The following is a 23476-nucleotide window of genomic DNA, read 5'->3' as shown; positions in this document are numbered from 1 at the left end:
AAAGGGAAAATACACAATTTATGTAACATTATGCAAAATTACATAATGTAAGGGCGATAATATAAATAAAGAACAACTTATATATGTGCATGAATTTCAATAAAAAAAGAGCACTTTAAGGTGCTCTTCAAATACGATTATAAATTATGCATTGTGTCATTTATTAGTATATGCTCGTCTCATTTAATTGTTTATTTGGTGATTTCGCTGCACAATAACTTATAAAAATTAGTTATCTCATACATTGAAATTCTTCGTTACTATTTGATTAGTAAATAAAAGAGATAGTTAAAATAATGTAAGAAATAAGCATTATAAAAGCAAACCAATAGATAAAGATATCACTCGACATGTATTGTGTTATTCTTTTTTTCATATAAATTTGTTTTACTTATTTACTTTTTCAGGATTAATTTGAAATTGACCTTTCCAAGATCCAGCTATTTTTCCTATTTTATTTATGTTTACATCTAATGTTAAAGGCTGTTTAAAGGAACCTTTTCCTTCAGAACCTTCAACAAATGTAATGACGCCTTCTGGTCTGTCTTTATCACGAATGCCTACATGCTCTAACTGTTTTCCTTCTGACAATAATTCAAATGGTGAATTGTCTTCACCTTGAATAAATGATAATTGTGAAAACATACCATTTCCTGTGTTATATTCAGGATTTTCTTCTTGTTGTCCATTTACTTTTCCATCGCTTTTTATATCTAATCCATTTGTATCAAATTCAAATGGCATTAGAGTTCCATCGGCTTTCTCCACTCTATAATGAACAGATATACGTGCATCTGCCACATATAATTCTTTAAAATGTACAGTTATCCCTTGATCTGTTATCTTTTCATCAATAGGTATAAACTGCCCGTTCAACATACCTTCTTGTTGTACACCGTTTTCATCTTTACTTCCTTCATTCACAACCGTATCATTTAATACTTCATTAGCAAAGTAAGAAGCAATATTAGTTGCTGCAACTTGAACTTGCGGGATCATAGCTATAGTAAAAATGCCTACCGCAGCAACCGACGTATACATGAACCGTTTTGATTTTTTATTCATATTTGAAAATACTCCCGGCTTTCTTTCTATCGTTTGATTTGTACTAAGTACATTATTAGTCTGGTTATAACCATTAAATGTTTGCCATGCTTTTTCGACATCAATATTTATTTCTGGAGTCTCATGAAGCTTCTCCTCGGCTAGTGTTGAATGTTCCCATTGATTTAATTCTGTTAGCTCAATTAATAAATTTTGACACTTCTTACATTTGTCTAAATGCTTTATAAATTGTTTTCTTTCCTCACGCGAAAGTTCGCCATCAATATATGATTGAATGGATCCCATTTCATAACAAGTCATTTATTTCCCCTCCATTTGTTCAAAAGTTTTTCGGAACTTAAGTTTAGCTCGTGCCAACAATGTTCCAACAGACGAATCTTCAATTTGAAGTACTTGCGCGATTTCTTTATATCGAAACCCTGAAAATTTCATTAATAATATTGTTCGATCTTGTTCTTTCATTTTTCGCAAAACCCTTTGTACTTTTGTAATTTCTTCTTTTCTAATCCATTCATCATCTAGTGACGAATCAATTTGAACTTCTTGATACTGGGTTTCTTTATCGATTCTTGCCCGATGTCTCTTTTCAGAGCGAATGTAGTTATAGGCGACATAAGTAGAAGACTTTATAAGCCAAGCGCGTAAATTTTCTATTGATTTCCAATCTGAATGATACAGTTGCAAAAACACCTCTTGCGCTAATTCCTCAGCAACTGTCTGTTCTTTAATGATCCATATTATTTGTTTAACAACATACGCATAGTTTTGTTTAAACAACGCTTCAAATGTTATATGTGAAACATTCCTCTCTTCACTTTTTATTGTTTGCATGTAAATAAAACCTCTCTCTCGTTTGATGCCTGCATTATAGAGAAACCAGAATGCTCATTTTTGTGACAAAAAAATAATATTTTTATTATGTACTATTACGTACATTCATCATATAAACAAATATTCATATTAATTAAAGTAAACTTTTTTCTCAATAACAACATAAAACCCACTCTCAACTATTTTTAAGAGTGGGTTTAATACTATTAAAAAACAATTTTTTAATACCGCTTATAATTTATACTACTTATTATTTGTTCTTTTTTATTGGCACAAATAAATCAATCTTTAATTTTCCTTCTAGGTCTTCTGCAACATTGTTCATACAAAACTCTAAATTATCCCTATCATAATCTGCACTATATTCACTATTTGGTAACCACACTGCGTACATATATCGATACACTTCACTTAATTTATGGGGTTCATCATAGAATTGGTATAGAGCGTATAGACCTCCATCTACACTTTTAAATTGCACATCCTCATGTTGTTCTTTTTCAAAGTTTTTAGGTATGGTAACGCAAGCATCATGTCGGCACATATGACTTGCAACAAGTTCAGGGTTATCTAATGAAATTCCGATAAATGATTGCTCAGGTGGATAAAGCTTATTTTCAATAGACCAGTTCAATAACTTCCCCCAATGATCTTGTGGTTCGAAGTAACTACCAGTTCTTCTTATAAATGCCACTTCTAATGGTCGTAATTCTTTTACAACTACTTTCATTTATATCATCCCCTTATTAAGTATCTATTCAATTTATTTATCTTTCAATTTGATAAATCCCTTTTAAATAAACAAATTTCTTAATTGCATAAATCTTAATTGAAATAAGATTATTTACTACTAAAGTTGTATTTACTTTCATACTTTTACTCGATTCTATATTTTTTTTTAACAGCTATAGTAATGATAAGAAATTGTAAGAATAAAGGAGGCTTTAAATTGATTAAAGGAATATACGAAGCACACTTACCGGTTAGCAATTTAAGAAACTCAATTGAATTTTATGAAAAACTAGGGTTGAAATTAGCTTGGAGCGATGAATCAACAGCATTCTTTTGGATTGAAGAAGGAATGAGTTGGCTGGGGTTATGGGAAGGTTCTGAATGTGAAACGAAATATCATCCTTCTTTACGTCATATTGCATTTAGAGTTTCATATGAGGATTTAAAAGAATCATTAAATTGGTTACACTCACTTCAAATTAAAGCTGTTCCGTTTGGGAGTAATGAATCTATTGCACCTTTTGTCCGTCCACATCAAGGTAATGCATCTGTTTATTTTATTGATCCAGATGGTAATAGCTTAGAACTTATTTGTCATATTATTGTACCTAATGCACTAAAACATATAACTGATAAATTATCCTTTAAAGATTGGGAGAAACTATTAGCTGACACATTCGAATGAATATTAGCTATAAATCATAATGTCTCACCTTTATTTTTATAACATGTATAACAATTCCTAATAATAATGTCCTATCAATTTATCATTAAATAAATGTAAAAAATGACCCTATTTATTCATTTTTCATGCGTATGTATGTACATTTGTTAATTTATTCGATATATTATGTGTATTGAATGATTACGAAAAGCTTATAGGTCGCTAAAAAACACCTTATATTTTTATATCCGTGAAAACTACAAAATGTATAAAATTCCATTTGTCAAATGAATTTAATGCGGAAGGAGGTTTGTGGTTACTTCATCGGGATATAATAATCAGTTTTAAACTGATAAAAATATAGGAGGCGACATTATGTTTCGTACGATTTCAAATTTCATGAGAGTAGCTGAGATAAGAAGGAAAATCCTTTTTACATTAGCGATGTTAATTGTTTTTCGAATTGGCACGTTTATTCCAGTTCCTCATACTAACGCAGAGGTATTAAAAGTACAAGATCAAGCTAACGTTTTAGGTATGCTAAACGTATTTGGCGGAGGAGCACTGCAACACTTCTCAATCTTTGCTGTAGGTATTACACCATATATTACAGCTTCCATCATAGTACAATTACTACAAATGGACGTTATACCTAAATTTTCGGAATGGGCAAAGCAAGGAGAAATGGGCCGTAAGAAATCAGCTCAATTCACTCGATACTTTACAATCATTCTCGCATTCATACAAGCCATTGGGATGTCTTATGGCTTTAATAATATAGCAGGTGGACAATTAATAACAGATCAAAGCTGGACTACATACTTATTTATTGCGACAGTTTTAACTGCAGGTACTGCATTTTTACTTTGGTTAGGCGAACAAATTACCGCTAATGGAGTAGGTAATGGTATTTCGATGATTATCTTCGCAGGACTTGTAGCAGCGATTCCAAATGTTGCGAATCAAATTTATTTACAACAATTTCAAAATGCAGGCGATCAATTATTCATGCACATCATAAAAATGGTCTTAATTGGTCTTATAATTTTAGCGATAGTTGTTGGGGTTATTTACATTCAACAAGCTGTGCGTAAAATACCGATTCAATATGCAAAAGCTGTTTCAGGAAACAATCAATATCAAGGAGCAAAAAACACTCATTTACCTCTAAAAGTAAATAGTGCTGGTGTAATTCCAGTCATCTTTGCTTCCGCATTTTTAATGACGCCGCGTACAATTGCGCAGCTCTTCCCTGATTCAAGCGTATCAAAATGGTTAGTTGCAAACCTTGATTTCGCACATCCAATTGGAATGACACTTTATGTCGGTCTTATCGTTGCTTTCACATACTTCTATGCATTTATTCAAGTAAATCCTGAGCAAATGGCAGAGAATTTGAAAAAGCAAAATGGATATGTACCTGGTATTCGTCCTGGTAAATCAACAGAACAATATGTAACGAAAATTTTATACCGTTTAACATTTATCGGTGCAATTTTCTTAGGTGCAATTTCAATTTTACCGCTTGTATTCACAAAGATTGCTACATTACCACCTTCTGCACAAATTGGTGGTACAAGCTTACTGATCATTGTCGGTGTGGCACTTGAAACAATGAAAACGTTAGAAAGTCAGCTTGTAAAACGTCATTATAAAGGGTTTATAAAAAAAGCGAATTAAGTAAAAAAACACAGTTGGTTATTTTTCCAACTGTGTTTTTAATTCTACTGCATCTAATTTTTCTACTAATGTACCAATGACCTTTTCCAAGTTCATTATTTTTTCTTCTAACGCTCGAATACGTTTATTGCTCTCATCTACATCATTATATTTCAAACTGTTATTAGAGACTTTGAACTGCTCTCCTAATTCGGAAGTGATATCTTCAATTGTTGATTTTTCATTATTACTGGTTGTATTTGATTTTAATTCAAATTGAATTTCATATGTATTTCCAGTTAACTCTTTAGCTATTTGCGAAATTAAATCTTTATAAGACTTTTTAACCCACTCTTGTTGGAATTCGTTTTCAAAATAAATGATCAATGAATCTTCATTTATTCTAGCTGTCGTTTCTTTGACCCAAGTTTCATATGACGGTCTCGAAATTTTTAATTGCATTTTATCTTTTATTTTATTCCAAATTGTTTTTGATTCCTCTTGTCCGGAAGTACGTTGATTATTTTGCACGTGATGGATCTGTGCTTTAGAAGTAGCGCTTGATCCTATTTCGAACCAAATTTGATATTCTTCATCAGTAATTTTCTGTATGGTACTTGAAATTATATTTTTATACTCCCCTTCAAGCAAATCACGATGAAACGCATCTTCACAAAAGATTATTACTTTATTATCTTTTATCGTAGCGTTTGTATTTCTAATCCATGTCATAAATGTTTTCTCTGCTATTTTAGGTCTTAATGCTTTCTTTACTTCATCCCAGCTACTAAGCTTTTCTTTTTGGACATCTTTCAAGTTAGATGGTTCGCCATTACATAGATCAAACTGAATTTCAAACGTCGTATTAAACATTTCTCTTAATGTATTGAATACTAATTCTTTATAATGAGATTCTAACCAGTCACGTGCAAATTCATTTGGACAATAAATTGTTAATATATCATCCTCTAAATAAACAGTAGTATTAGTAAACCAAGTTTCATATGATGGTTTTGAAATTTGCGGTCGAATTTTTTCCTTTACTTCAGTCCAACTTATTTTCATAATAACTCCCCTCTTCTTACAGATCTCTTTCATATAGCTTAATAATATTATGCCTTTCCAATAAATAAAGTCAATCCGTATCATGAATAAAATGAAAGCAGCCCTGTTATATGCAGGGCTGCTACTTTATACAACTACATTTCTTTCTCAAATAATCTTCCTTGTTTGAAATAAGACCGGAGTGTGGATCGATTAGCTAAAAATACACCAACCAAAATGAAACAAGCACCTATTCCCATTGTAGGGTTTAAAGGTTCTCCTAATATGATATATCCTACAATAATAGCAATTAATGGAGAGACATATAACCAAGTTGACGGGAATACAGGATTTGTTTTTGATAAGAGCCAATAATATAATCCGTGTCCACCAATTGATCCGATAAAGATAAGATATAAAATAGGCCATTGTACACTCCATGAAGTTAATATAGTTACATTTGGCTGTTCTACAATTATTGATACAATTAGTAGTAAAATCCCTCCATAAAACATTTGAATACCGTTAATAAGAAATGGTGATACACTTTGTAAATCTGAAAGTATTTCTTTTGAGCGAATAGAGCCTATTCCGTAAAAAAATTCTCCTATTATTAATACAAAACAAGCGATACTCCATATGAAACTTACTTCTTGGTGCATTCCTGGTAAAGAAACAAAAACAACGCCTATTAGTGCAATAATTAAAGCTAGCAGTTGCTCCTTTTGTAGTTTTGACTTATTTCTCTTCGCTTGTAATAACAAAATCATCATCGGTCCCGTAGCAGATAACACAGCAGCTAACCCTGAAGAAATATATTGTTCTGCCCAATATAATGTTGCGAATGTCATAAATGTTAAGCAAAAACCAGCATATATAATTCGTCTTGAAAATATGTGTGGCATAATTTCTTTTCGTTTTAGCTTAAATATAATCATTAAGATTACTCCTGCTAAAAAGAAACGAATTCCCGCTGAAAATAATGGGGGCGCTCCTGCTTCAATTCCGATTTTTATCGTTAAAAATGTTGTTCCAAAAATAATACATACTAAAATATAATTAAAAATGACCATTACTCTTCCTCCTTTTTACTCTTAACATGAGTATAGAAGGTATAGTGTATAACAGTGTATCTATGTATATAACAGTTGCCTAAAATTGTAGTTGATTCTCTTTATATTTTTCGCTTAAATTTAATAAAAACGAAAAAGGTGAAACCATGAAGATTGTACTGCGTAAAGAATCCAACATACCGTATTACAAGCAAATATATATGCAAATCGTTGAAAGAGTACAAAGTGGCATGCTTTCGCATGGTGACTCACTTCCATCTTTACGCTCTATGGCCGAAGATTTACAGATTAGCCTATTAACTGTTCGTAAGGCGTATAAACAGCTAGAAAAGAAAGAATATATACGCATTGAACAAGGTAAAGGTGCTTATATACATAAACATGTAAAGAAAGATTCCAAACCAATTCCGTATAAATGGCAACAAACGAAAACGATTAATGTTATGCGATCTCAATATGCAATGAATCAGCACCGGAAATATTACGATTTTTCACAAGCGATTTTATATCCACGTCTATTGCCAAATCCATTCTTGGCAGACGAAATGCATAAAATACTTAATAAAGACCAGATGATCCTAGCAACCTATGGGCCAGTTCAAGGTAATTATGAACTACGGGTTGAAATAACAAAATACTTACATGAACACCAGAAATTAGTGACAGACCCATCTCAATTATTAATTACAAGCGGAGCACAACAAGGAATTGATTTAATTGCTCAAACACTATTAAAACCTGGTGATATTGTATTAGTGGAAAGTCCGTGTTACAGTGCTGCGCTTGATATTTTCATCAATAAAGGGGCTCAAATTATACCTGTTCCTCTTGATAATCATGGGGTTCGCTCCGATTTAATCGATGATATTTGTCAAAGTAAAAACCCCGTTTTATTGTATACGAATCCAACTTTCCAGAACCCAACAGGTACAGTAATGAGAAAAGAACGGAGAATGGAACTTATAGAACTAGCAGAGTTATATAAGTTTTTTATAATTGAAGATGATTCTTTCGGAGAAATATATTTTGAGGGCGCTACTGTTCCCCCTCCTATCAAAAATTGGGATACGAATGGCCATGTAATATATATAAAAGGATTTAGTAAAACATTAGCACCAGGACTACGTATCGCATCGCTTATTGCCGATGGCCCTATTTTCGAATGGCTATATGCTGTAAAAGGTTCAATGAATATCGGTAGTCCTTTATTAACACAAAAAGCACTTCTACCGTTTTTACGTGCAGAACGTATGAAACATCATTTAGAAAAATTACGTACAGCTTTACAAATTAGACGTGATATAACGATTGATATGTTATCACCACTTAAAAAAATACAATTTGAAATACCTGATGGCGGCTTTAATTTATGGATTACTCTTCTTAATTCGATAGATCCTTTTACTTTATTACAAAAAGCAAATGAAGTAGATGTTTCTTTTTTACCGGGAACAGCTTGTCTATTACATAACGATATAACTCATAACCAATTCAGGATTAGCTATTCTATGTTAAATGAAAAAGATATGTTGATTGGTTTAGAGAAATTACACGATACAATAAGAAACTATACACTTTAAAAGCATATGCACAATCCTTGTAAGCTAACAAGTAAATACCCCAAAATATTTTTGTTTTGGGGTATAAAGAAATTTTGAAGTATGTTAAGTCATTACTATTCCACTTTCATGACAATCTTACCTTTAACATGTTTACCTCCACTCAAAATATGAGCTTTTCTAACGCCTTCTTCATTTTATACCTCGTTATTCTTAACAACCGGCTTAAAACTAGTTTTTCGTTTAATTCTTTAACACTACCATATTAATCTATAAAAATTGCTTTCATGTCCTCTCCCTTGCTGTTTATTTTAATAACATACAATTATTTCTCAAAATTTTTCCCCTTAAATTATCATAAACTTATTTTTGGGGGTAATTATGAAAAAACAAAGCAAATCTTATGCAACGTAGAGTCATTCAAAATTGTATTTTAAATTAAATTCAAAAGAAATGGAGAGAACTCTATGACCGAAAAGATATTTAAAATAAACGGGATTGATATATGTACAGAAAGTTTTGGGAATCCTAAAAACCCAGCTATTTTATTAATTATGGGTGCAACATGTTCAATGGTTTATTGGGATGAAGAATTTTGTGAACGTTTAGCGAACACAGGAAAATTTGTTATTCGTTTTGATAACCGTGATGTGGGACGCTCTGTCGCATATGAACCTGGAACTTCTAATTATTCCGTTACGGATATGGCTGAAGATGCAATTGGGGTACTAGATGCTTATCATATTGACAAAGCGCATCTATTTGGTATGTCTTTAGGCGGTATGATCGCTCAAATTGCTGCTGTAAAACATCCCGAAAGAATATTAACGTTAACATTACTAGCTACAAGTGTGATAGGCTCTGACAATAACACACGTGACTTACCCCCGATGGATGAAAGAATTTTAACACATCACGCAAATGGCACGCATTTAGATTGGACAAATGAAAATATTGTAGCAGAATATTTAGTTTCAGGGTCCCGTCTATTATGCGGGTCCAAACGCACATTTGATGAAAAAAGAGTCTATAATCAAGTAAAACAAGAAATTGAACGAGCTAACAATTTATTAAGCATGTTTAATCACGCTTTACTTCAAGGTGATGATACATATGAAGGGGTGCTTCACTCCATACAAGCACCTACATTAGTCATTCACGGAACAGACGATACCGCACTCCCTTTTGAACATGGTCTCGCACTTATCGATGAGATTTCTAACTCAGCTCTATTAACTCTTGAAGGCGCAGGACATGAAAATCATCCTTATGACTGGGAAGACATCATTCATGCTGTTACTGAACATACAGCTAAAATAATAGATAAATAACGAATAAAGGGGCACACCACAATTTGTGCCCCTTCTATGCGGTACATGTAAAAAGCCCATCACTGTATCCGTATGTATAGTGATGGGCGATACTTATATTTTTTTATGTTTAAAAAAACGGACAATCTAATTGATCAACAGCTTCCCATGATTTTTTTTTTATATTATCGGTAGATTTATTTGCTTCTAGTGGTACGTTTTTAAAAGGATTAACTTCGACTTTTAATAAGGATGATGGTTCTACGTATAATGAGAAAACATGGCTACTTGGTATAGCTTTTGCCACATCAATATCTCCCACTTGTTTAAAGAGTTGCTGTGCAGCAAAGAAAAAGAAATTGGTTGGGTTTGATTGTTTATTCAGCCACGCAAGCATTTCAGGTGATACTGATTTATGAATATTAATTTTCACTCGATCACCACGTTTATATCGCCTAGATCGCATGTTTCCACCAACTAACTTATCGTTAAGTTTGTAAATCCTAACTCTTTTTGCTTATGCTCTCTATATTTTGATGAACAAGTGTATACTAATAATCCACGTGCATTTGTAAATAGTGGATTATCTACAAAGATTACATTTGTTAAACGCCCTTTTTGTTTTAAAATCATTTTCAAGCTATTTTTAATGATAACTGCGCCCCCGCCGTAAATAAATACGTACGGATCGTCTTTCATATCATCAATTTTGTTAATAATATCCGTTGCAACGCGCGCTGCTAAACCTAATAGTGCTGGTTGTGATTCCTCAACTAATAAAGCATTTCTAGGGTGTTTATCATTTAAATAAATTTGATTGAATTCTGTAATACTATCAATTGTCTTTGTTGGATACTTCCGGTTCCATCTCGTAATAATTTGTAGTAACGTTTCTTTCACACCGTACGATAAACCCTTACTTAGTTGTGGTCTAAAGTTTACACCTAGTGAAACGACTTCTTCTGTCGTTCCTGCACCAATATCAAAAGATAATAAAGTTTTATCAACAAAATCAATTTCTGACACTTTATTTTGTTCACATTCTATTTTATGTTTTACAACATTTCCTTCTTCATCATATACAATGCCCCACGTCCCAGAAGCACCCTCAGGTAGGCATTTGCAATATTCGATGGAAATATTAATTGTAACATCACGTCCGTTTGGATAATGGAACACAACCTTATGATTCCCCATATAACGTTTCGCATTTTCCGCCGCTATTTCTTGTGTAATAAGCTGCATAGGGAGAGCAACAGATAAATCATATCGAATGTTAATGTGGCTAGAAGTTGGACTTTGACGCATAGCACTTACCGCTAAACCAGATAGAATCGTAATAACCATTAACTCATCAGTTGACTTATTCGATTTCTTCTCAACCTCAGTACCTTTTAATTGATCTTGAATGACTTTTTCTCCAACGATATACCGCACATTATTTAACATTAACGATGGAGAACTAATGGTCACGTCAATGTGATTTTCTAATTCAGATAATGAAACATCTCCCTCATCTAACAATCCTGTAGGCTCTCCTATATATAAAGCATATATACTCGGAATAAAAATAGGATCTTGCCCTTTCACCATTAACTTCAAACCGTTATTTCCTGCATCAGCACCAGCTTTTAAAAGAATAGACATAACTACCCCCTAAATTAATCTGACATCCCTTCCAAATATATGCGAGCCCATTCTTTTACATTCAAATGTAATGTAATTTTTTATTAATCATAAAAACAAAATATCATATTCTCGGCTCTATATGTAAAAAGTATTTGACATGAAACTTTTCCAATTTTATACTATAATTGTAAAGAGTTTTTTACAACAGTGGAGGTGCCATTTTTCATATGAATCGCAAAAAATTCATTTTAATAACAACCGTTTTATCATTACTTGGAGTGCTTATACACGGGGCTTATAAATACATCGCTGAAGGTGCGATTTTAGGTGGCACAATTTTCACAAGCGCTTTAATACTTAGCTACCTTATCAATCATATTACATGGGGAGATTCCCACGGTGTATCAGAAGAAAGTTAGGATGAAATGGGACAACAAATTACATATAAAAGCTCTAAAATTGCATATTTTACGCTCGTAGTTGTAATGTTCCTTATATTACTCTTCTCTGAAGGGTTTTCTATGGGAGCTAATTTAAATGGGATTAAAAATTTCCCTCTTTTTATTACACTGTGCTCTTCATTCTTTATTTACCCTATTGTCGAACTTATAGTCGCAAAACAATATAAATAAAAAGATGAGATTTTCTTTATACAGAAAATCTCATCTTTTTATATTTACATCCCCTCAACTATCGCTTTTAATTTATTCACAGTCCGCCAATTTCTTACTGTAACTGGTGTATGTAACTTCTGGAACTGATTCATTAATTTTGAATTTCGAATGCTATTTTTGAAAAATAAATACACAACTTTTTCATGTATGTAACAATCTTCAGTCTCATTTTTTTGCATAAGTAGCTGATCTTTTTCTGTTTTAGAAAGTTCATGTGCTAAGAAGGCAATATGTATACTTTCGCCTTCTCGCAATGAATTGACTTCATAGGGGCATCTTTTTGTAATGTTTATAAATTCCTCATGTGTTCTTAACATAACCGGAACATCAAAACCAAAAACGTTTTTAATTTCAGACTGTATTCGTTCCTTTAGAAATGTTATATCTTCCTCAGATTTGAATACGATATTCCCATTTTGAATATATGTTTTCACTTGTTTCAACCCTATTGATTCAAACGCTTGTTTTAAATCAGCCATTTTGATTATCTTATGACCGCCTACATTGATACCTCTTAGTAATGCAATATAAATTGTCATATCAATCCTCCACATTTTAATGAACTGAGCAATTAAATTGATTTTCACTCTCATATTTCTCGAATATTTGTTTTAATTCCTCTAACATATCATGTATAGATAATACCTCAAACAAAATGATAGATTTGCTTGAAAAATGATGATGATATTGATTCGGTTTACAATGTGCTAAATCATTTTTATTAGTCCAAAATTGCTTATCTAATTCATCAATCAGTTTAAAATGTTCCTCATCTATTTTTTCACAATGATTTCTTAATATAGAAATTATAGAATGAATTGTTCGTCGTAAAATCTCTTTTTCATTTTGCGACCAGTCACATGTTTCAATTGGTGCTCGAGCTAGATTATCTATATGATAAATAATTTGCTGTAATAAATGAAGTTGCTTTTGTACAAGTAAAAAACTTCTCATTTCTTTTTTTGTATGTCGATGATATTTCCAATCTTTTTGCTCATATTGAACAAATTGTACTGCTTTATGTAATAATACAGTTAAATTAGAAAGATTATAGGTTGTCTCCTTTTTTATAACTTTCCCATCCATTAACGCAGTAAGCCATTCCTCCATAACATTTGCCGTTTTAACAAATAGCTCCTCTGTGCATCCCGAAATTGTTTTAACATAATGTGGTGGTAAGATGAAAAAATTCACTAAAGTAGACACTATAATACCAGTAAATGTAGTAGCTAATCGAATTAAAAATGCAGTAAAATAGTGATCTACCGTAATTGGGATCATTGCAACAGCAGTTAATGTTGCAACTAACGTTCCCGCATGTAACTTTAGTTTTTGACATGTAACGATTGTAAACATCGCTGCTAACGCATAAGAAAGCGCCTGATGACCTAGGAAAAATGTGAAAGTCATTGCATACGCTGATCCAATTGTTGAAGCTGGAAAGCGAACCAGTCCTTTTTTTATAGAATCTGTTGCAGTTGGCTCAATCGTTACAATTGCGGTGATAACAGCAAATATAGTTGGAATATTGAAAAATTCGCACACTAGAACTGTAAGAAAAACCGCAATTCCTGTTTTTATCACCCTTCCACCAATAATATTCCATTTTCTAACTTGATTCATTTGTATTTCCTTCATTTCTATTTCGTTTATTTATATATTTTACAACATATATTGTTCTAAATAAAAAAACTTACTACTTTGCTATGCAAGAGTAAGTTTTGTTCTTGTTATTTCATAATAGGTAAATGCATTATAATTTGTTGACCAATTGGTCCCATTCTTCTAAAACCTTTATCTTGGAAGCCAACTTTTTCATATAAATTTTGTGCAGGAATATTTTTTTCATTCACAGCAAGTACAACTTCATTTTTCATCGGAAAATAACGTTGTACAAACTCTTGTAATAGTGCCAGTGATTTTTTAGCGTATCCCTTCCTTTGTCTATTGTGATTTATAGAAAATGAAGTTAAAAGTAAAGCGTTCTCATTTTCTGTGAACTCCTGCACTCTATCTCCTGTTTGCAATGCAAAAAGACCAACAGGTACCCCATTGTAATCTAAAATAACAATCACATTTTTTGTACGATCATTTTTTGCTTTTTTCAATAATTCAACTGGGTCCGATGTAAATTGAACTTGTTCACTTGGTAAAGTAAATGTTTGTATAACTTCCTTAAATTCCTCTTTATACGGAACTAATTGAATTTCCCCTGTATGTATGTTCATGATAAACTCTCCCATTTTTTACTTATTAACTTAAACCTTGCTGCACTTTAGAATGTACTTTGCCATCTAAAAATGTAATTTCAACTAATGCAGTTGGATTGCTTCCCTTCCAAGCAAAAATTTGCTTAATTTGTGTAGAATGTTCCACCCCTTCTTCTATGAGTAAATCCCCTTCAAAACCAATTAAATCTTTTACTTCTTTATAAGTCATTCCTTCATTTATATTTGAAAAATGATTTATATTGATAGATTCTTTCTTCTGATTTTCCATTACAGTAGAAGAAGTCGCTGTGTGCTTTTTTACTTCTTTCTTCTGTTCACACGCTGTCATACTGAAACCTAAGCATAAACTACATAATATTATTGTGCTTTTTTTCATCATAACAGTTGTCCCTCCCATAATAATTAAACCATATATTCCCTTAAAAATAAACTGAATATTTAATATTATATTAAAAAACCCTGTACAATTTAGTACAGGGTTACTGTTAAATTTATTTATTTAAATGATTATTTGATTGGTCATTCTGTTCTTTTCTCAGTTCTTGCTCTTCATCTTTTGGTAATTGTTTATCATTATCTTTTATTGGATTCGTTTCTCGATTTTCAATCATGTCATTTGGAACTTGTGGCATTACTCGGCCAACAATTGCTGCTAACTCATCCAGTATACCTTCACCTGTTTTTCCTTTTTTAATTTGCTTTCCAATTTGTTTCAGTCTTTCATACGTATCAACATCTGCTACAACGACTGCATTAGCACCATCAGGATCGTTTTTTAAGCTTTCTGCAACAGAGTATTTTATGGACTCAACACGTGTTCGATCTAGTTTCGCTTTTACATCAATTCCTACAATAGCATATTTCCCAACTACTACCGCTGTCGCATCATTTACACCTGGCACACTTGCCGCTAAAGATGCTAAATGGTCCGCTGCTTTTTCATTTGGCTTATTTGACTTATTTGTATAATTAACATTTTTCATTGAAACATTTTTTTGCTCGGGCTTTTCATTTGGATTATCTTTTTTTCCAATACTGCATCCAGTTATTAATAAACAAACCATCAATATATATATTAAGATTTTCATTATTCTCACCACTTTACCATTCAAGTTTAATCATAAATTTTTTCAACAGCTTGCATTTTCTTCACTTTTTCTTCTGCTCCGCTATTTGCATTAATGAAAATTTGGTACGTATCTTTCCCTAACGTACCTACAAATTCATAGCAAAGTACTTCGTTATGCAAATCGTTTACTACCATTGCTTTTCGCTCTTCCATTACCTTTACATCAGGGTTTATTTTCTTTCTTGCTTCTGCTGCGGTTAGCTTTGCCGAAGGGATTGTTCGTTTTTGATGTGATGCTAAATATTCTTTCGCCGAAAATCCGACGATAGAACCGTCATCTAAAGCAATTTTCATTTGAATTGCCTCTGGATAAATTCGTACGCCATTCTCATTTACTACATACGTAAATACTCCAACATTATCATATTGTGAGCTATCATAAAGCTCCATATTATGAAACTTATGGTCCTTTAAGAATTTCAAACCGTTACTTCCTGCATCGTTTAAACTAATTTTCTGTTCTTTAATTTCTCGATTATTCATAACCCAAATTGGATATCCGCCTTTTCCGGTAATATCCATATAAAACTCATTATTCGTTGCCTCGTCTTTAATTTTCACACTATAGAAAGATTCTTTCGCACCTTTTCCGCTTTTCTCGACTTCTACTTTTTCATTTCCTTTTAAATTTAAAAACGATTTTGCAATTTTCGCCGCTTCATCTTTTGAAATTGCTTTTCCTTCTGCTGCAAATCCACCTTTTTTATTTTTTTGTGCACTTGTAAAGGTCGGTCCGAAGTTTGTAGATGAATACGATGTTACATTTTTTTCTACTGTCTTTAATCCGTCAATAATTGTATTGTCTGCAGGATCACGATTTGATGCGAGTGCCATCTCAACATCCATCCAGCGTAAATTGTTTTTCAAAACAAGATGTTGCACTTTTCTTAGTTCATCTTGTATATTCCCTGCATTGGAATATAAAGTTTGCAACGTTTTGTATTCTTGATCATTTAACGGTTCTTTTTCTAAATCACGAATGGCTGCACGGTAACTAAAATCACCGATATTCGCTAAAAATTCTTCCGTTTTATTAAAAGGCATTAATGTTAAAGGAAGTTGTCCTACATCCGAACGAGCTTCCGATGTTAATCTCCATACATCTGCTAATGCAGGCGATAAAGATGCGCGCGAATTCATCGCAAGCGTTGTTCCAATTTTATCGTGCAATAAATCAACCTCATACGCTAAATCATGAAACGCACGTTGATAGCTATTTTCTGCTCGAATTAATACTGCATTCTTTTCTTGGTGCTCTTTATAGCCCCAGTATCCAGTTCCAACTACACCAACTGTTAATAATACGATTATAATACCTCGTAACATAGTTCCACCTCCGCTCTATTTACAGAAAATATGTTTCCCGATCTTTTTAATTTGTGGACGAGTCCAAATCCATTTACTTGTTGCAGTATCTGGATTGAAATAATACAATGCGTTTCCTGTTGGATCCCATCCATTAATTGCATCTAATACAGCTTTTTTTGCTGTTTCATTTGGTGTTAAATATATTTGTCCGTCTGCTACCGCTGTAAATGCTCTTGGCTCAAAAATCACACCCGAAACAGTATTTGGAAATGATGCACTTGTAACACGATTTAAAATAACTGCAGCGACTGCAACTTGTCCTAAGTACGGCTCACCACGAGATTCTCCATATACTGCGTTTGCCATAAGCTGAATGTCGTTTTGGGAATAGCCATTTGGAACATTTGTCCCTTTATTTTGAGGTGGTTTATTTCCTTGTGCTGTACCACCACTATTTCCTTTATTCGTTGTCGTTCCTTTATTAGCAGTTGACTTATCATACTTCGTTGCCTTCACGAGCATTTGCTTCGTTTTAGCTCCGGCTAAACCATCAACAGGTAAACCGAATTTCTCTTGAAAATTTCGAAGTGCCCAGTATGTACCCCAGCCGAAAACCCCATCCACTTTTCCTGTATAAAATCCGTTATATTTCAAACGAGATTGCAGTTCAATGACATCTTCGCCAGATGCTCCCCTTTGAATGACTTGATTAGAAAAGGCTTCTACATTTTTTAGTTGTATACTACTGACCATGAAAGACAGTCCTATGAACGCAAGCAAAACTGCTATTTTAAAAACAGCTTTTTGGCGCATAATTTTCCCTCCTTAATTACGGAAATGATTTCTTGGTTATGTTTTGTAAAAGCCTCGCTTTTATGTAAAGAAGACAAAAAAATTCAAACTAATATCGTAGAAAAAGTATGTAAACAATATAAAAAAAGGTAAAAGGAGTTCATTATGAAAAAATTGTTAAAGCGTGTCGTACTCGTTATTCTGTTCCTAACAATATGTTCAAATATATATACAGGCTCAGCAATTGTTCATGCACAGCCGCCGTATGCGGAATGGGGTAAACTTGCTGTAGAAAAAACGAAAGAACAATACCCAAAAGCAGAGATTATTGATTACCTTCATATAGGTAGAAAACCAAAAACCGTTCAAATAACAGTTGAAAAATTTAAATTATGGCTACGCGAGGATGGAAAAGAATATGGTGTTTTTGTTGATGTAGAGTTTGAAACGAAGACGGAGAAATTTATTAAAATGTCGTTTCAGAAAACGAGTAGATAAAATGAAAGAAACACGGCTGTTATGAATTTAAACAGCCGGGTTTCTTTCATTTCTAAAATTTCGATTCCCTAAAAATTTTACCAATATACAAATAGCGCCAATTACAACTGCTATCCCTATACTGTATAAAAGTACTCTACCATATCCACCTATTCTCGGATCTAAAAACGGATAAGGATACCAATTCGCGATTGGACCACGTATTAAGCTATATAAAACATAAAAAAACGGGAATAAGAGCCAATTTGCGGCTTGTTTCCAAGTGATTTTCTTACTAGGCGGATTTAAAATCCAATCTAAAAGCATTGCGATTGGCATGATATAATGTAACACCGTATTTACCCATGGTATTGCGGTTTGAAGTGATTCTTCTAACCCTCTTAATAATAAAAAATAAATGAGTCCAGTCGTAAGTATGTATACAGTTGCTGCACCACGAAGTATACCAAACTGTTCTGATCGACCAAATGTAGCTGTTCCGATACTACTTAAAAGGAGAATACATGCAACTAAAATGTTACTTTCGATAGTGAAGAAACTAAAAAAGTTAACTGGATTGAACGGTTTCACTTGTGCCCGTATTATAAATTGCGTAATGATTGCACTAAATGCTAGAAGGCTTAAACATAGTCTAAATAGAGATAATGTTTTTACATCCCCCATACAGTCCCTCCTCTTCTCATACAAACTTATAATTCTCCTGTACATGCTCGATAAATAACTTTAATGGAACGAGCCCACGTTTAGGCATATGACTACTTATTACAGCAATGACCTCTAACTGCGGAATGATAACGATGTATTGCCCGCCATATCCCATAGCAAAGTACATACAATACGGTATGTGAAATCTTTCGTTATTCAATACCCACCAGTGATATCCATATGCCCCGACATGCTCATACGTTTCAAATAGAGCCGTACTGGATTCTTCTAACCATTTCGATGATACAATTTCATTCCCCTGCCAATATCCATTCTGCAAACATAATATTCCTAACTTTAATAAATCTTTAGACTTCATTTTCATTCCAAAGCCGCCGACATGTATTCCTTGCGGATCTTGCTGCCACTCATATTCAGTAATTTCTAATGGATCAAATACATATCTTTTCGCAAACTGCTCTGTCGGCATTCCAGTAGCTTTTTGGATAATGTAACTAAGTAAATGCGAAGAACCTGAGTTATAATTCATTTTTGTAGCCGGTTCTTCAATTATTGGTTTTTCTAATATGTACTGCACCCAGTTATCCGATTCTACAAAATCATTTGGGAAAACAACCCCATTCCCAAACTCCTTCCAATCTTCTCCTGTAGTCATCGTTAATAAATGATACAGAGTCAAATCCTGTTTTTCCTCAGATACATTTTCAATCCACTCTGTAATAGGTGTATGTATATCATTTATATAGCCTTTATCAATTGCAATACCAATTAATAAAGATACGATACTTTTTGTAATCGAATTTATTTTATATAAGTTATTTGTACATTCGGGTGTTTTATAATACTCAGTTGTTAATTCTCCTTTTTGATAAACAAGAAATGTATTCACTTTTTTCTTTTCAAATTTATTTTCTAGCTGCTTGAAATCCAATACTTTACCTCCAATTAAATCATTACCTAATTTATTATATCTTGTAGCTTTAATTAAAACATACTTGGGTTCAAATAAAAAACAAACCTGCCAGTAATGAACTGACAGGTTTGTTTTTATAATTTTGTGCGAACATTCCAAAGCTCTGGGAAGAAGCGTTGATCAAGTACTCGTTTTAAATAAGATACACCAGAAGAGCCACCTGTTCCCATTTTATGTCCAATAATGCGTTCTACTGTTTTCATATGACGGAAACGCCATTGTTGTAGCCAATCTTCGATATCAATTAATTTTTCAGCAAGTTGGTATAAATCCCAATATTTTTTTACATCCGTATACACTTCAAGCCATGCCGCTTCTACTGTTGCGTCTTCTTCATAAGGCTGCGTAATATCACGATTCAACACATCTTTATGAATAGGAAATCCTTCTTTTACAAGAGCTTGAATTGCGACATCATACAAACTTGGTGCATGTAGCGCTGTATGAAGTCGAGCGTGTAATTCTGGATCTTTTTCATAAATTTTCAATGCATGCGGCGTTTTATAACCAAGTGCATACTCAATCATACGATATTGATACGATTGAAAACCTGAAGCTTGACCGAGCGAGTCACGAAACTCAATGTACTCGGATGGTGTTAATGTCGCAAGAATATCCCAAGATTGAATAATTTGTGATTGAATTTTTGATACACGTGCTAACATTTTAAAAGCTGGTTGTAATTTGTCTTGTTTAATAGATTCAATTGCTGCATGTAACTCATGTAAAATAAGCTTCATCCAAAGCTCACTTGCTTGGTGAATAACGATGAACAACATTTCATCATGGTGGTCTGATAATCTCTTTTGAGAAGATAGTAAACTATCTAATTGTAAATATTCCCCGTACGTCATATTCTCTTTAAAGTCCGTATGAATCCCTTTTTCCATAATTACCTTTTCGTTTTCTTTCATATTAGCAAAACGCCCCTTTATATATATTTCTACTTATATTGGTCTAATAACTGCTCGAACTGGACTTCCATCTGCATCTGTTAAGGCAAGTGGTAATGCAATCAATTCATAATCGCCATCTGCTACGTGATCTAGTACGACATTTTCTAAGATGTGTATGCCATGTTTAAACAATTGATGATGCGCTGCTAATTCTTTATCATCTAATGGATCAACTGATGGTACATCCACCCCGATTAAACGTATACCTTTTTCTGAAAGAAACGGTGCTATATCCGCACGTAAATGCGGGATTATATCTGGGAATTCATTCGCTTTACCATGTGAAGATGTACGTAACAACAAGCGTTCTACGCCTTCTAAATGAAATTCCTCTAATTCCTTTTTCCCAATGCTTTCAAGATTAGAAACGTCAATGATTCGCGTAGGTCCGACATAAACTTGGATATCTAAATCTAACACTTTCTTTCCATCATTATCAAAATGAAACGGTGCATCAATATGAGTGCCTGTATGAATACTCATCGTTAACTTTCCGACATTTACTGAGCCACTCTCTTCTTTTGACCATGATACTTCATACGAGAACGGTGTATCCCCTGGCCAAGTAGCAATATCATTATTTAGCGGTTGTGAAATATCAATCCACTCTGATGTTTTCATACTTATGCCACAACCTCTCGCTTATTTTCAAATTGCTTATACTCTTCATCTTTCATAATTTTCTTTAAAATTATAACAGACTGCCATACTTCTTCGTACGTATTATATAAAGCAACTGGCGCAAGTCTCACTCCATTTGGCGCTCTAAAATCTGGAATTACTCCATTTGCTTTTAACGCTTTACATATACGTGCTGCTTCTGCATGCTCTAAATAAATATGCCCGCCTCGTTTTTCATCCTCTAATGGATTTCCAATTGTAAATCCAAAATCACTTAATTCATGAGCAATTAAATTAAGCATGTATCTTGTAATATGTAAAGATTTTTCACGTAAACGTTGTATACCAGCCTCTTTAAAAATTTCAAGAGAACCGATTAACGGCGCTGTACTTAATACGTGAGGGGTACCAATTTGATATGCACCTGCATGATCAGCTGCAGTTAATATATGTTCCATATCAAACTGCTTATCTTTTCTAGAGCTGAACCATCCAGACAATCCTGGAAGTCTATTACAATGCTTTTTATTTACATAAAGACCAGCAACACCACCAGGTCCTGCATTTAAGTATTTATAATTACACCAAATAGCGAAATCAACATCCCATTCTTTGAAATGATGCGGAATAGAACCAATCGAATGACATAAATCAAATCCGATATGGATACCACGCTTATGTGCTTCCGCTGTTAAACGTTTCATATCAAGAACTTGGCCACTTCTATATAGTACAGAAGGTAATAAAATTAACGCGATATCATCTGTCATTGCATGAATAATATCATCTTCAGAAAGTGTTCTACCATCTCGGCTCTTCACTCGTACTAAATGCTCATCTGGATCTAATCCTTTTAAACGAATTTGACTTTGAAGTGCATATATATCAGACGGGAATGTCAACTCATCCGCAAGAATTTTTGTGCGAATTCCTTTCGGCTCATAGAAAGTTGCGATTACTTGATGAATATTCGTTGTCGTGGAACCGGTTACAATAGTTTCTTCTGGTAAAGCTCCAATAAGAGGTGCAGTCAATTCACCTAATTTCTCCGAAAGGAAAAACCACGGATGCTCACCCTCGGTCCAGCCGTCAATGCCATACTCTTTCCATGAATCTAGCAAAGTAAGTAATGATTTTTCTGCTCTTTTTGAAAGTAGCCCTAATGAGTTTCCATCTAAATATATTGTTCCTTCTTTTTTATAAAATTCAGTTTGAAAATCTTTCAGTTCATCATGTTTATCACATTCAAGCGCATACTCATAAGTTGGTTGAAATGGTTCTTTATACATGGTGTCACCTTCTCTTAATTTTCTTTTTATTCTAACTAATTGAAATATATCACCTTAGTTGATATAACGTCAATGATATTATGTCAGTTGACTTTATATATGAATTTCTTTTACAATACAGTTATATTTTCAGATATTTCAGTATAAAGAGGTGATTCTTTGAAAAACACTACTCTTTCATCAAGAAAACACCGCTCCTTAGAAACTAAAAAGAAACTTTTACATTCCGGCTACATTGTTTTTATTAATAATGGATTTCAGAAAACAACCATTACACAAATTATTAAACATGCAGAAACTGGTTATGGAACGGCATATGTATACTTCAAAAACAAAGATGATCTCCTCATTGTCTTAATGGAAGATGTTATGAATCAATTTTATGATATTGCTGAGCGCTCCTTTTCGCCCCAAACAAAAGAAGAAGCGAGTGTTATGATTCAAAATCAAGTTAGAGCATTTCTACAACTAGCAAAGAAAGAACGAGCTATTTTACAAATTGTGCAGGAAGCAATTGGTTTATCAAAAGAGATACGTCAAAAATGGGATGAGATCCGAGAACGCTTTATAAACAGCATTACGCAAGATATTACATACTCTCAAGAAAATGGGTTAGCACATCCTGAATTAAATAAAGAAATTGTAGCACGTGCTTGGTTCGCAATGAATGAGATGTTTCTTTGGACGATTGTGCAAAATGATAAAAAGATCGACCTAGAAGAGATTGTGCATACGTTAACTGAAATGTATACGACAGGGTTATATAAATAGCA

Annotated in this window: 25 protein-coding genes and 1 pseudogene; 7 read left to right on the top strand and 19 right to left on the bottom strand. The window is 33.2% G+C overall.

Annotated elements, in window-relative coordinates; all coding sequences use genetic code 11:
• Positions 1–387: 387 nt before the first annotated feature.
• The 3 genes from QCI73_RS14010 to QCI73_RS14000 form a co-directional block, all read right to left on the bottom strand.
• Positions 388–1365, bottom strand: a complete 978-nt coding sequence (locus tag QCI73_RS14010) for a DUF4179 domain-containing protein (RefSeq protein WP_353823173.1) — start codon at positions 1363–1365, stop codon at positions 388–390.
• Positions 1366–1896 carry an RNA polymerase sigma factor SigX gene (locus tag QCI73_RS14005; RefSeq protein ID WP_017561583.1) on the bottom strand — a complete coding sequence of 177 codons (531 nt, stop codon included), beginning with the start codon at positions 1894–1896 and terminating at the stop codon, positions 1366–1368.
• A 250-nt stretch (positions 1897–2146) separates the two neighbouring features.
• Positions 2147–2626: an AraC family transcriptional regulator gene (locus tag QCI73_RS14000; RefSeq protein ID WP_070806179.1), complete on the bottom strand. Its 480-nt coding sequence runs from the start codon at positions 2624–2626 to the stop codon at positions 2147–2149.
• A 219-nt stretch (positions 2627–2845) separates the two neighbouring features.
• Here QCI73_RS14000 and QCI73_RS13995 point away from each other — a divergent pair, with 219 nt between their 5' ends.
• On the top strand, positions 2846–3313 hold the full coding sequence (locus QCI73_RS13995; RefSeq protein WP_000589644.1) for a VOC family protein: 468 nt from the start codon (positions 2846–2848) through the stop codon (positions 3311–3313).
• A 354-nt stretch (positions 3314–3667) separates the two neighbouring features.
• Complete coding sequence (gene secY / locus QCI73_RS13990; protein WP_000490140.1) at positions 3668–4972, top strand: preprotein translocase subunit SecY; 1305 nt, start codon at positions 3668–3670, stop codon at positions 4970–4972.
• An 18-nt stretch (positions 4973–4990) separates the two neighbouring features.
• Here the strand turns inward: secY and QCI73_RS13985 are convergent, their stop codons facing one another.
• The gene (locus QCI73_RS13985) at positions 4991–6016 is read right to left on the bottom strand and encodes a DnaA N-terminal domain-containing protein (protein WP_327923844.1); all 1026 of its coding nucleotides are present in this window, start codon (positions 6014–6016) and stop codon (positions 4991–4993) included.
• A 134-nt stretch (positions 6017–6150) separates the two neighbouring features.
• Positions 6151–7068 carry a DMT family transporter gene (locus QCI73_RS13980; protein ID WP_262726224.1) on the bottom strand — a complete coding sequence of 306 codons (918 nt, stop codon included), beginning with the start codon at positions 7066–7068 and terminating at the stop codon, positions 6151–6153.
• A gap of 146 nt (positions 7069–7214) precedes the next feature.
• Between QCI73_RS13980 and pdxR the strand changes: the two genes are divergently transcribed.
• Entirely contained in the window at positions 7215–8648 is a 1434-nt protein-coding gene (gene pdxR, locus QCI73_RS13975) for a MocR-like pyridoxine biosynthesis transcription factor PdxR (RefSeq protein ID WP_353823172.1), read from the top strand.
• 446 nt (positions 8649–9094) lie between these two features.
• The gene (gene mleBCA / locus QCI73_RS13970; protein ID WP_353823171.1) at positions 9095–9958 is read left to right on the top strand and encodes a BCA family alpha/beta fold macrolide esterase; all 864 of its coding nucleotides are present in this window, start codon (positions 9095–9097) and stop codon (positions 9956–9958) included.
• Positions 9959–10067: 109 nt separating this feature from the next.
• Here mleBCA and QCI73_RS13965 read toward each other — a convergent pair whose 3' ends face one another.
• Complete coding sequence (locus QCI73_RS13965) at positions 10068–10403, bottom strand: hypothetical protein (RefSeq protein ID WP_042511174.1); 336 nt, start codon at positions 10401–10403, stop codon at positions 10068–10070.
• Between the two features lie 11 nt (positions 10404–10414).
• Positions 10415–11584 carry a ParM/StbA family protein gene (locus tag QCI73_RS13960; protein ID WP_353823170.1) on the bottom strand — a complete coding sequence of 390 codons (1170 nt, stop codon included), beginning with the start codon at positions 11582–11584 and terminating at the stop codon, positions 10415–10417.
• A gap of 209 nt (positions 11585–11793) precedes the next feature.
• Here QCI73_RS13960 and QCI73_RS13955 point away from each other — a divergent pair.
• Positions 11794–12198: pseudogene (locus QCI73_RS13955) on the top strand (DUF2178 domain-containing protein).
• 44 nt (positions 12199–12242) lie between these two features.
• Here the strand turns inward: QCI73_RS13955 and QCI73_RS13950 are convergent.
• The 7 genes from QCI73_RS13950 to sleB form a co-directional block, all read right to left on the bottom strand.
• The gene (locus QCI73_RS13950; protein ID WP_353823169.1) at positions 12243–12779 is read right to left on the bottom strand and encodes a DUF1697 domain-containing protein; all 537 of its coding nucleotides are present in this window, start codon (positions 12777–12779) and stop codon (positions 12243–12245) included.
• Between the two features lie 16 nt (positions 12780–12795).
• On the bottom strand, positions 12796–13863 hold the full coding sequence (locus tag QCI73_RS13945; protein WP_327923841.1) for an aromatic acid exporter family protein: 1068 nt from the start codon (positions 13861–13863) through the stop codon (positions 12796–12798).
• A 107-nt stretch (positions 13864–13970) separates the two neighbouring features.
• A complete protein-coding gene (locus tag QCI73_RS13940; RefSeq protein WP_353823168.1) occupies positions 13971–14468 on the bottom strand; it encodes a GNAT family N-acetyltransferase in 498 nt (165 codons plus the stop codon).
• Between the two features lie 25 nt (positions 14469–14493).
• On the bottom strand, positions 14494–14850 hold the full coding sequence (locus QCI73_RS13935) for a hypothetical protein (protein WP_353823167.1): 357 nt from the start codon (positions 14848–14850) through the stop codon (positions 14494–14496).
• A gap of 112 nt (positions 14851–14962) precedes the next feature.
• Positions 14963–15559 carry a YhcN/YlaJ family sporulation lipoprotein gene (locus tag QCI73_RS13930; RefSeq protein ID WP_262726218.1) on the bottom strand — a complete coding sequence of 199 codons (597 nt, stop codon included), beginning with the start codon at positions 15557–15559 and terminating at the stop codon, positions 14963–14965.
• A 26-nt stretch (positions 15560–15585) separates the two neighbouring features.
• On the bottom strand, positions 15586–16926 hold the full coding sequence (gene ypeB / locus QCI73_RS13925) for a germination protein YpeB (protein WP_353823166.1): 1341 nt from the start codon (positions 16924–16926) through the stop codon (positions 15586–15588).
• A gap of 15 nt (positions 16927–16941) precedes the next feature.
• Positions 16942–17721, bottom strand: coding sequence for a spore cortex-lytic enzyme (gene sleB, locus QCI73_RS13920; protein WP_353823165.1), 780 nt, complete (start codon positions 17719–17721; stop codon positions 16942–16944).
• Between the two features lie 144 nt (positions 17722–17865).
• Between sleB and QCI73_RS13915 the strand changes: the two genes are divergently transcribed.
• Positions 17866–18198 carry a DUF3889 domain-containing protein gene (locus QCI73_RS13915; protein WP_353823164.1) on the top strand — a complete coding sequence of 111 codons (333 nt, stop codon included), beginning with the start codon at positions 17866–17868 and terminating at the stop codon, positions 18196–18198.
• 27 nt (positions 18199–18225) lie between these two features.
• Here QCI73_RS13915 and QCI73_RS13910 read toward each other — a convergent pair whose 3' ends face one another.
• The 5 genes from QCI73_RS13910 to kynU form a co-directional block, all read right to left on the bottom strand.
• Positions 18226–18861: a Pr6Pr family membrane protein gene (locus tag QCI73_RS13910; protein WP_353823163.1), complete on the bottom strand. Its 636-nt coding sequence runs from the start codon at positions 18859–18861 to the stop codon at positions 18226–18228.
• Between the two features lie 16 nt (positions 18862–18877).
• Entirely contained in the window at positions 18878–19795 is a 918-nt protein-coding gene (locus QCI73_RS13905) for a serine hydrolase domain-containing protein (RefSeq protein ID WP_262726216.1), read from the bottom strand.
• A gap of 116 nt (positions 19796–19911) precedes the next feature.
• Entirely contained in the window at positions 19912–20751 is an 840-nt protein-coding gene (kynA, locus tag QCI73_RS13900; protein WP_353823162.1) for a tryptophan 2,3-dioxygenase, read from the bottom strand.
• Between the two features lie 33 nt (positions 20752–20784).
• Positions 20785–21414 carry an arylformamidase gene (kynB, locus tag QCI73_RS13895; protein WP_327923835.1) on the bottom strand — a complete coding sequence of 210 codons (630 nt, stop codon included), beginning with the start codon at positions 21412–21414 and terminating at the stop codon, positions 20785–20787.
• 2 nt (positions 21415–21416) lie between these two features.
• Positions 21417–22703, bottom strand: coding sequence for a kynureninase (kynU, locus tag QCI73_RS13890; protein ID WP_353823161.1), 1287 nt, complete (start codon positions 22701–22703; stop codon positions 21417–21419).
• 159 nt (positions 22704–22862) lie between these two features.
• On the opposite strand from kynU, the gene QCI73_RS13885 reads away from it, so the two are divergent.
• Positions 22863–23474 carry a TetR/AcrR family transcriptional regulator gene (locus QCI73_RS13885; RefSeq protein WP_327923833.1) on the top strand — a complete coding sequence of 204 codons (612 nt, stop codon included), beginning with the start codon at positions 22863–22865 and terminating at the stop codon, positions 23472–23474.
• Positions 23475–23476 lie beyond the last annotated feature (2 nt).

The sequence above is a fragment of the Bacillus cereus group sp. MG16 genome (assembly GCF_040459875.1).
GTDB classification, from domain to species: domain Bacteria; phylum Bacillota; class Bacilli; order Bacillales; family Bacillaceae_G; genus Bacillus_A; species Bacillus_A paranthracis.
This window is presented reverse-complemented; position numbering and strand designations above follow the sequence as displayed.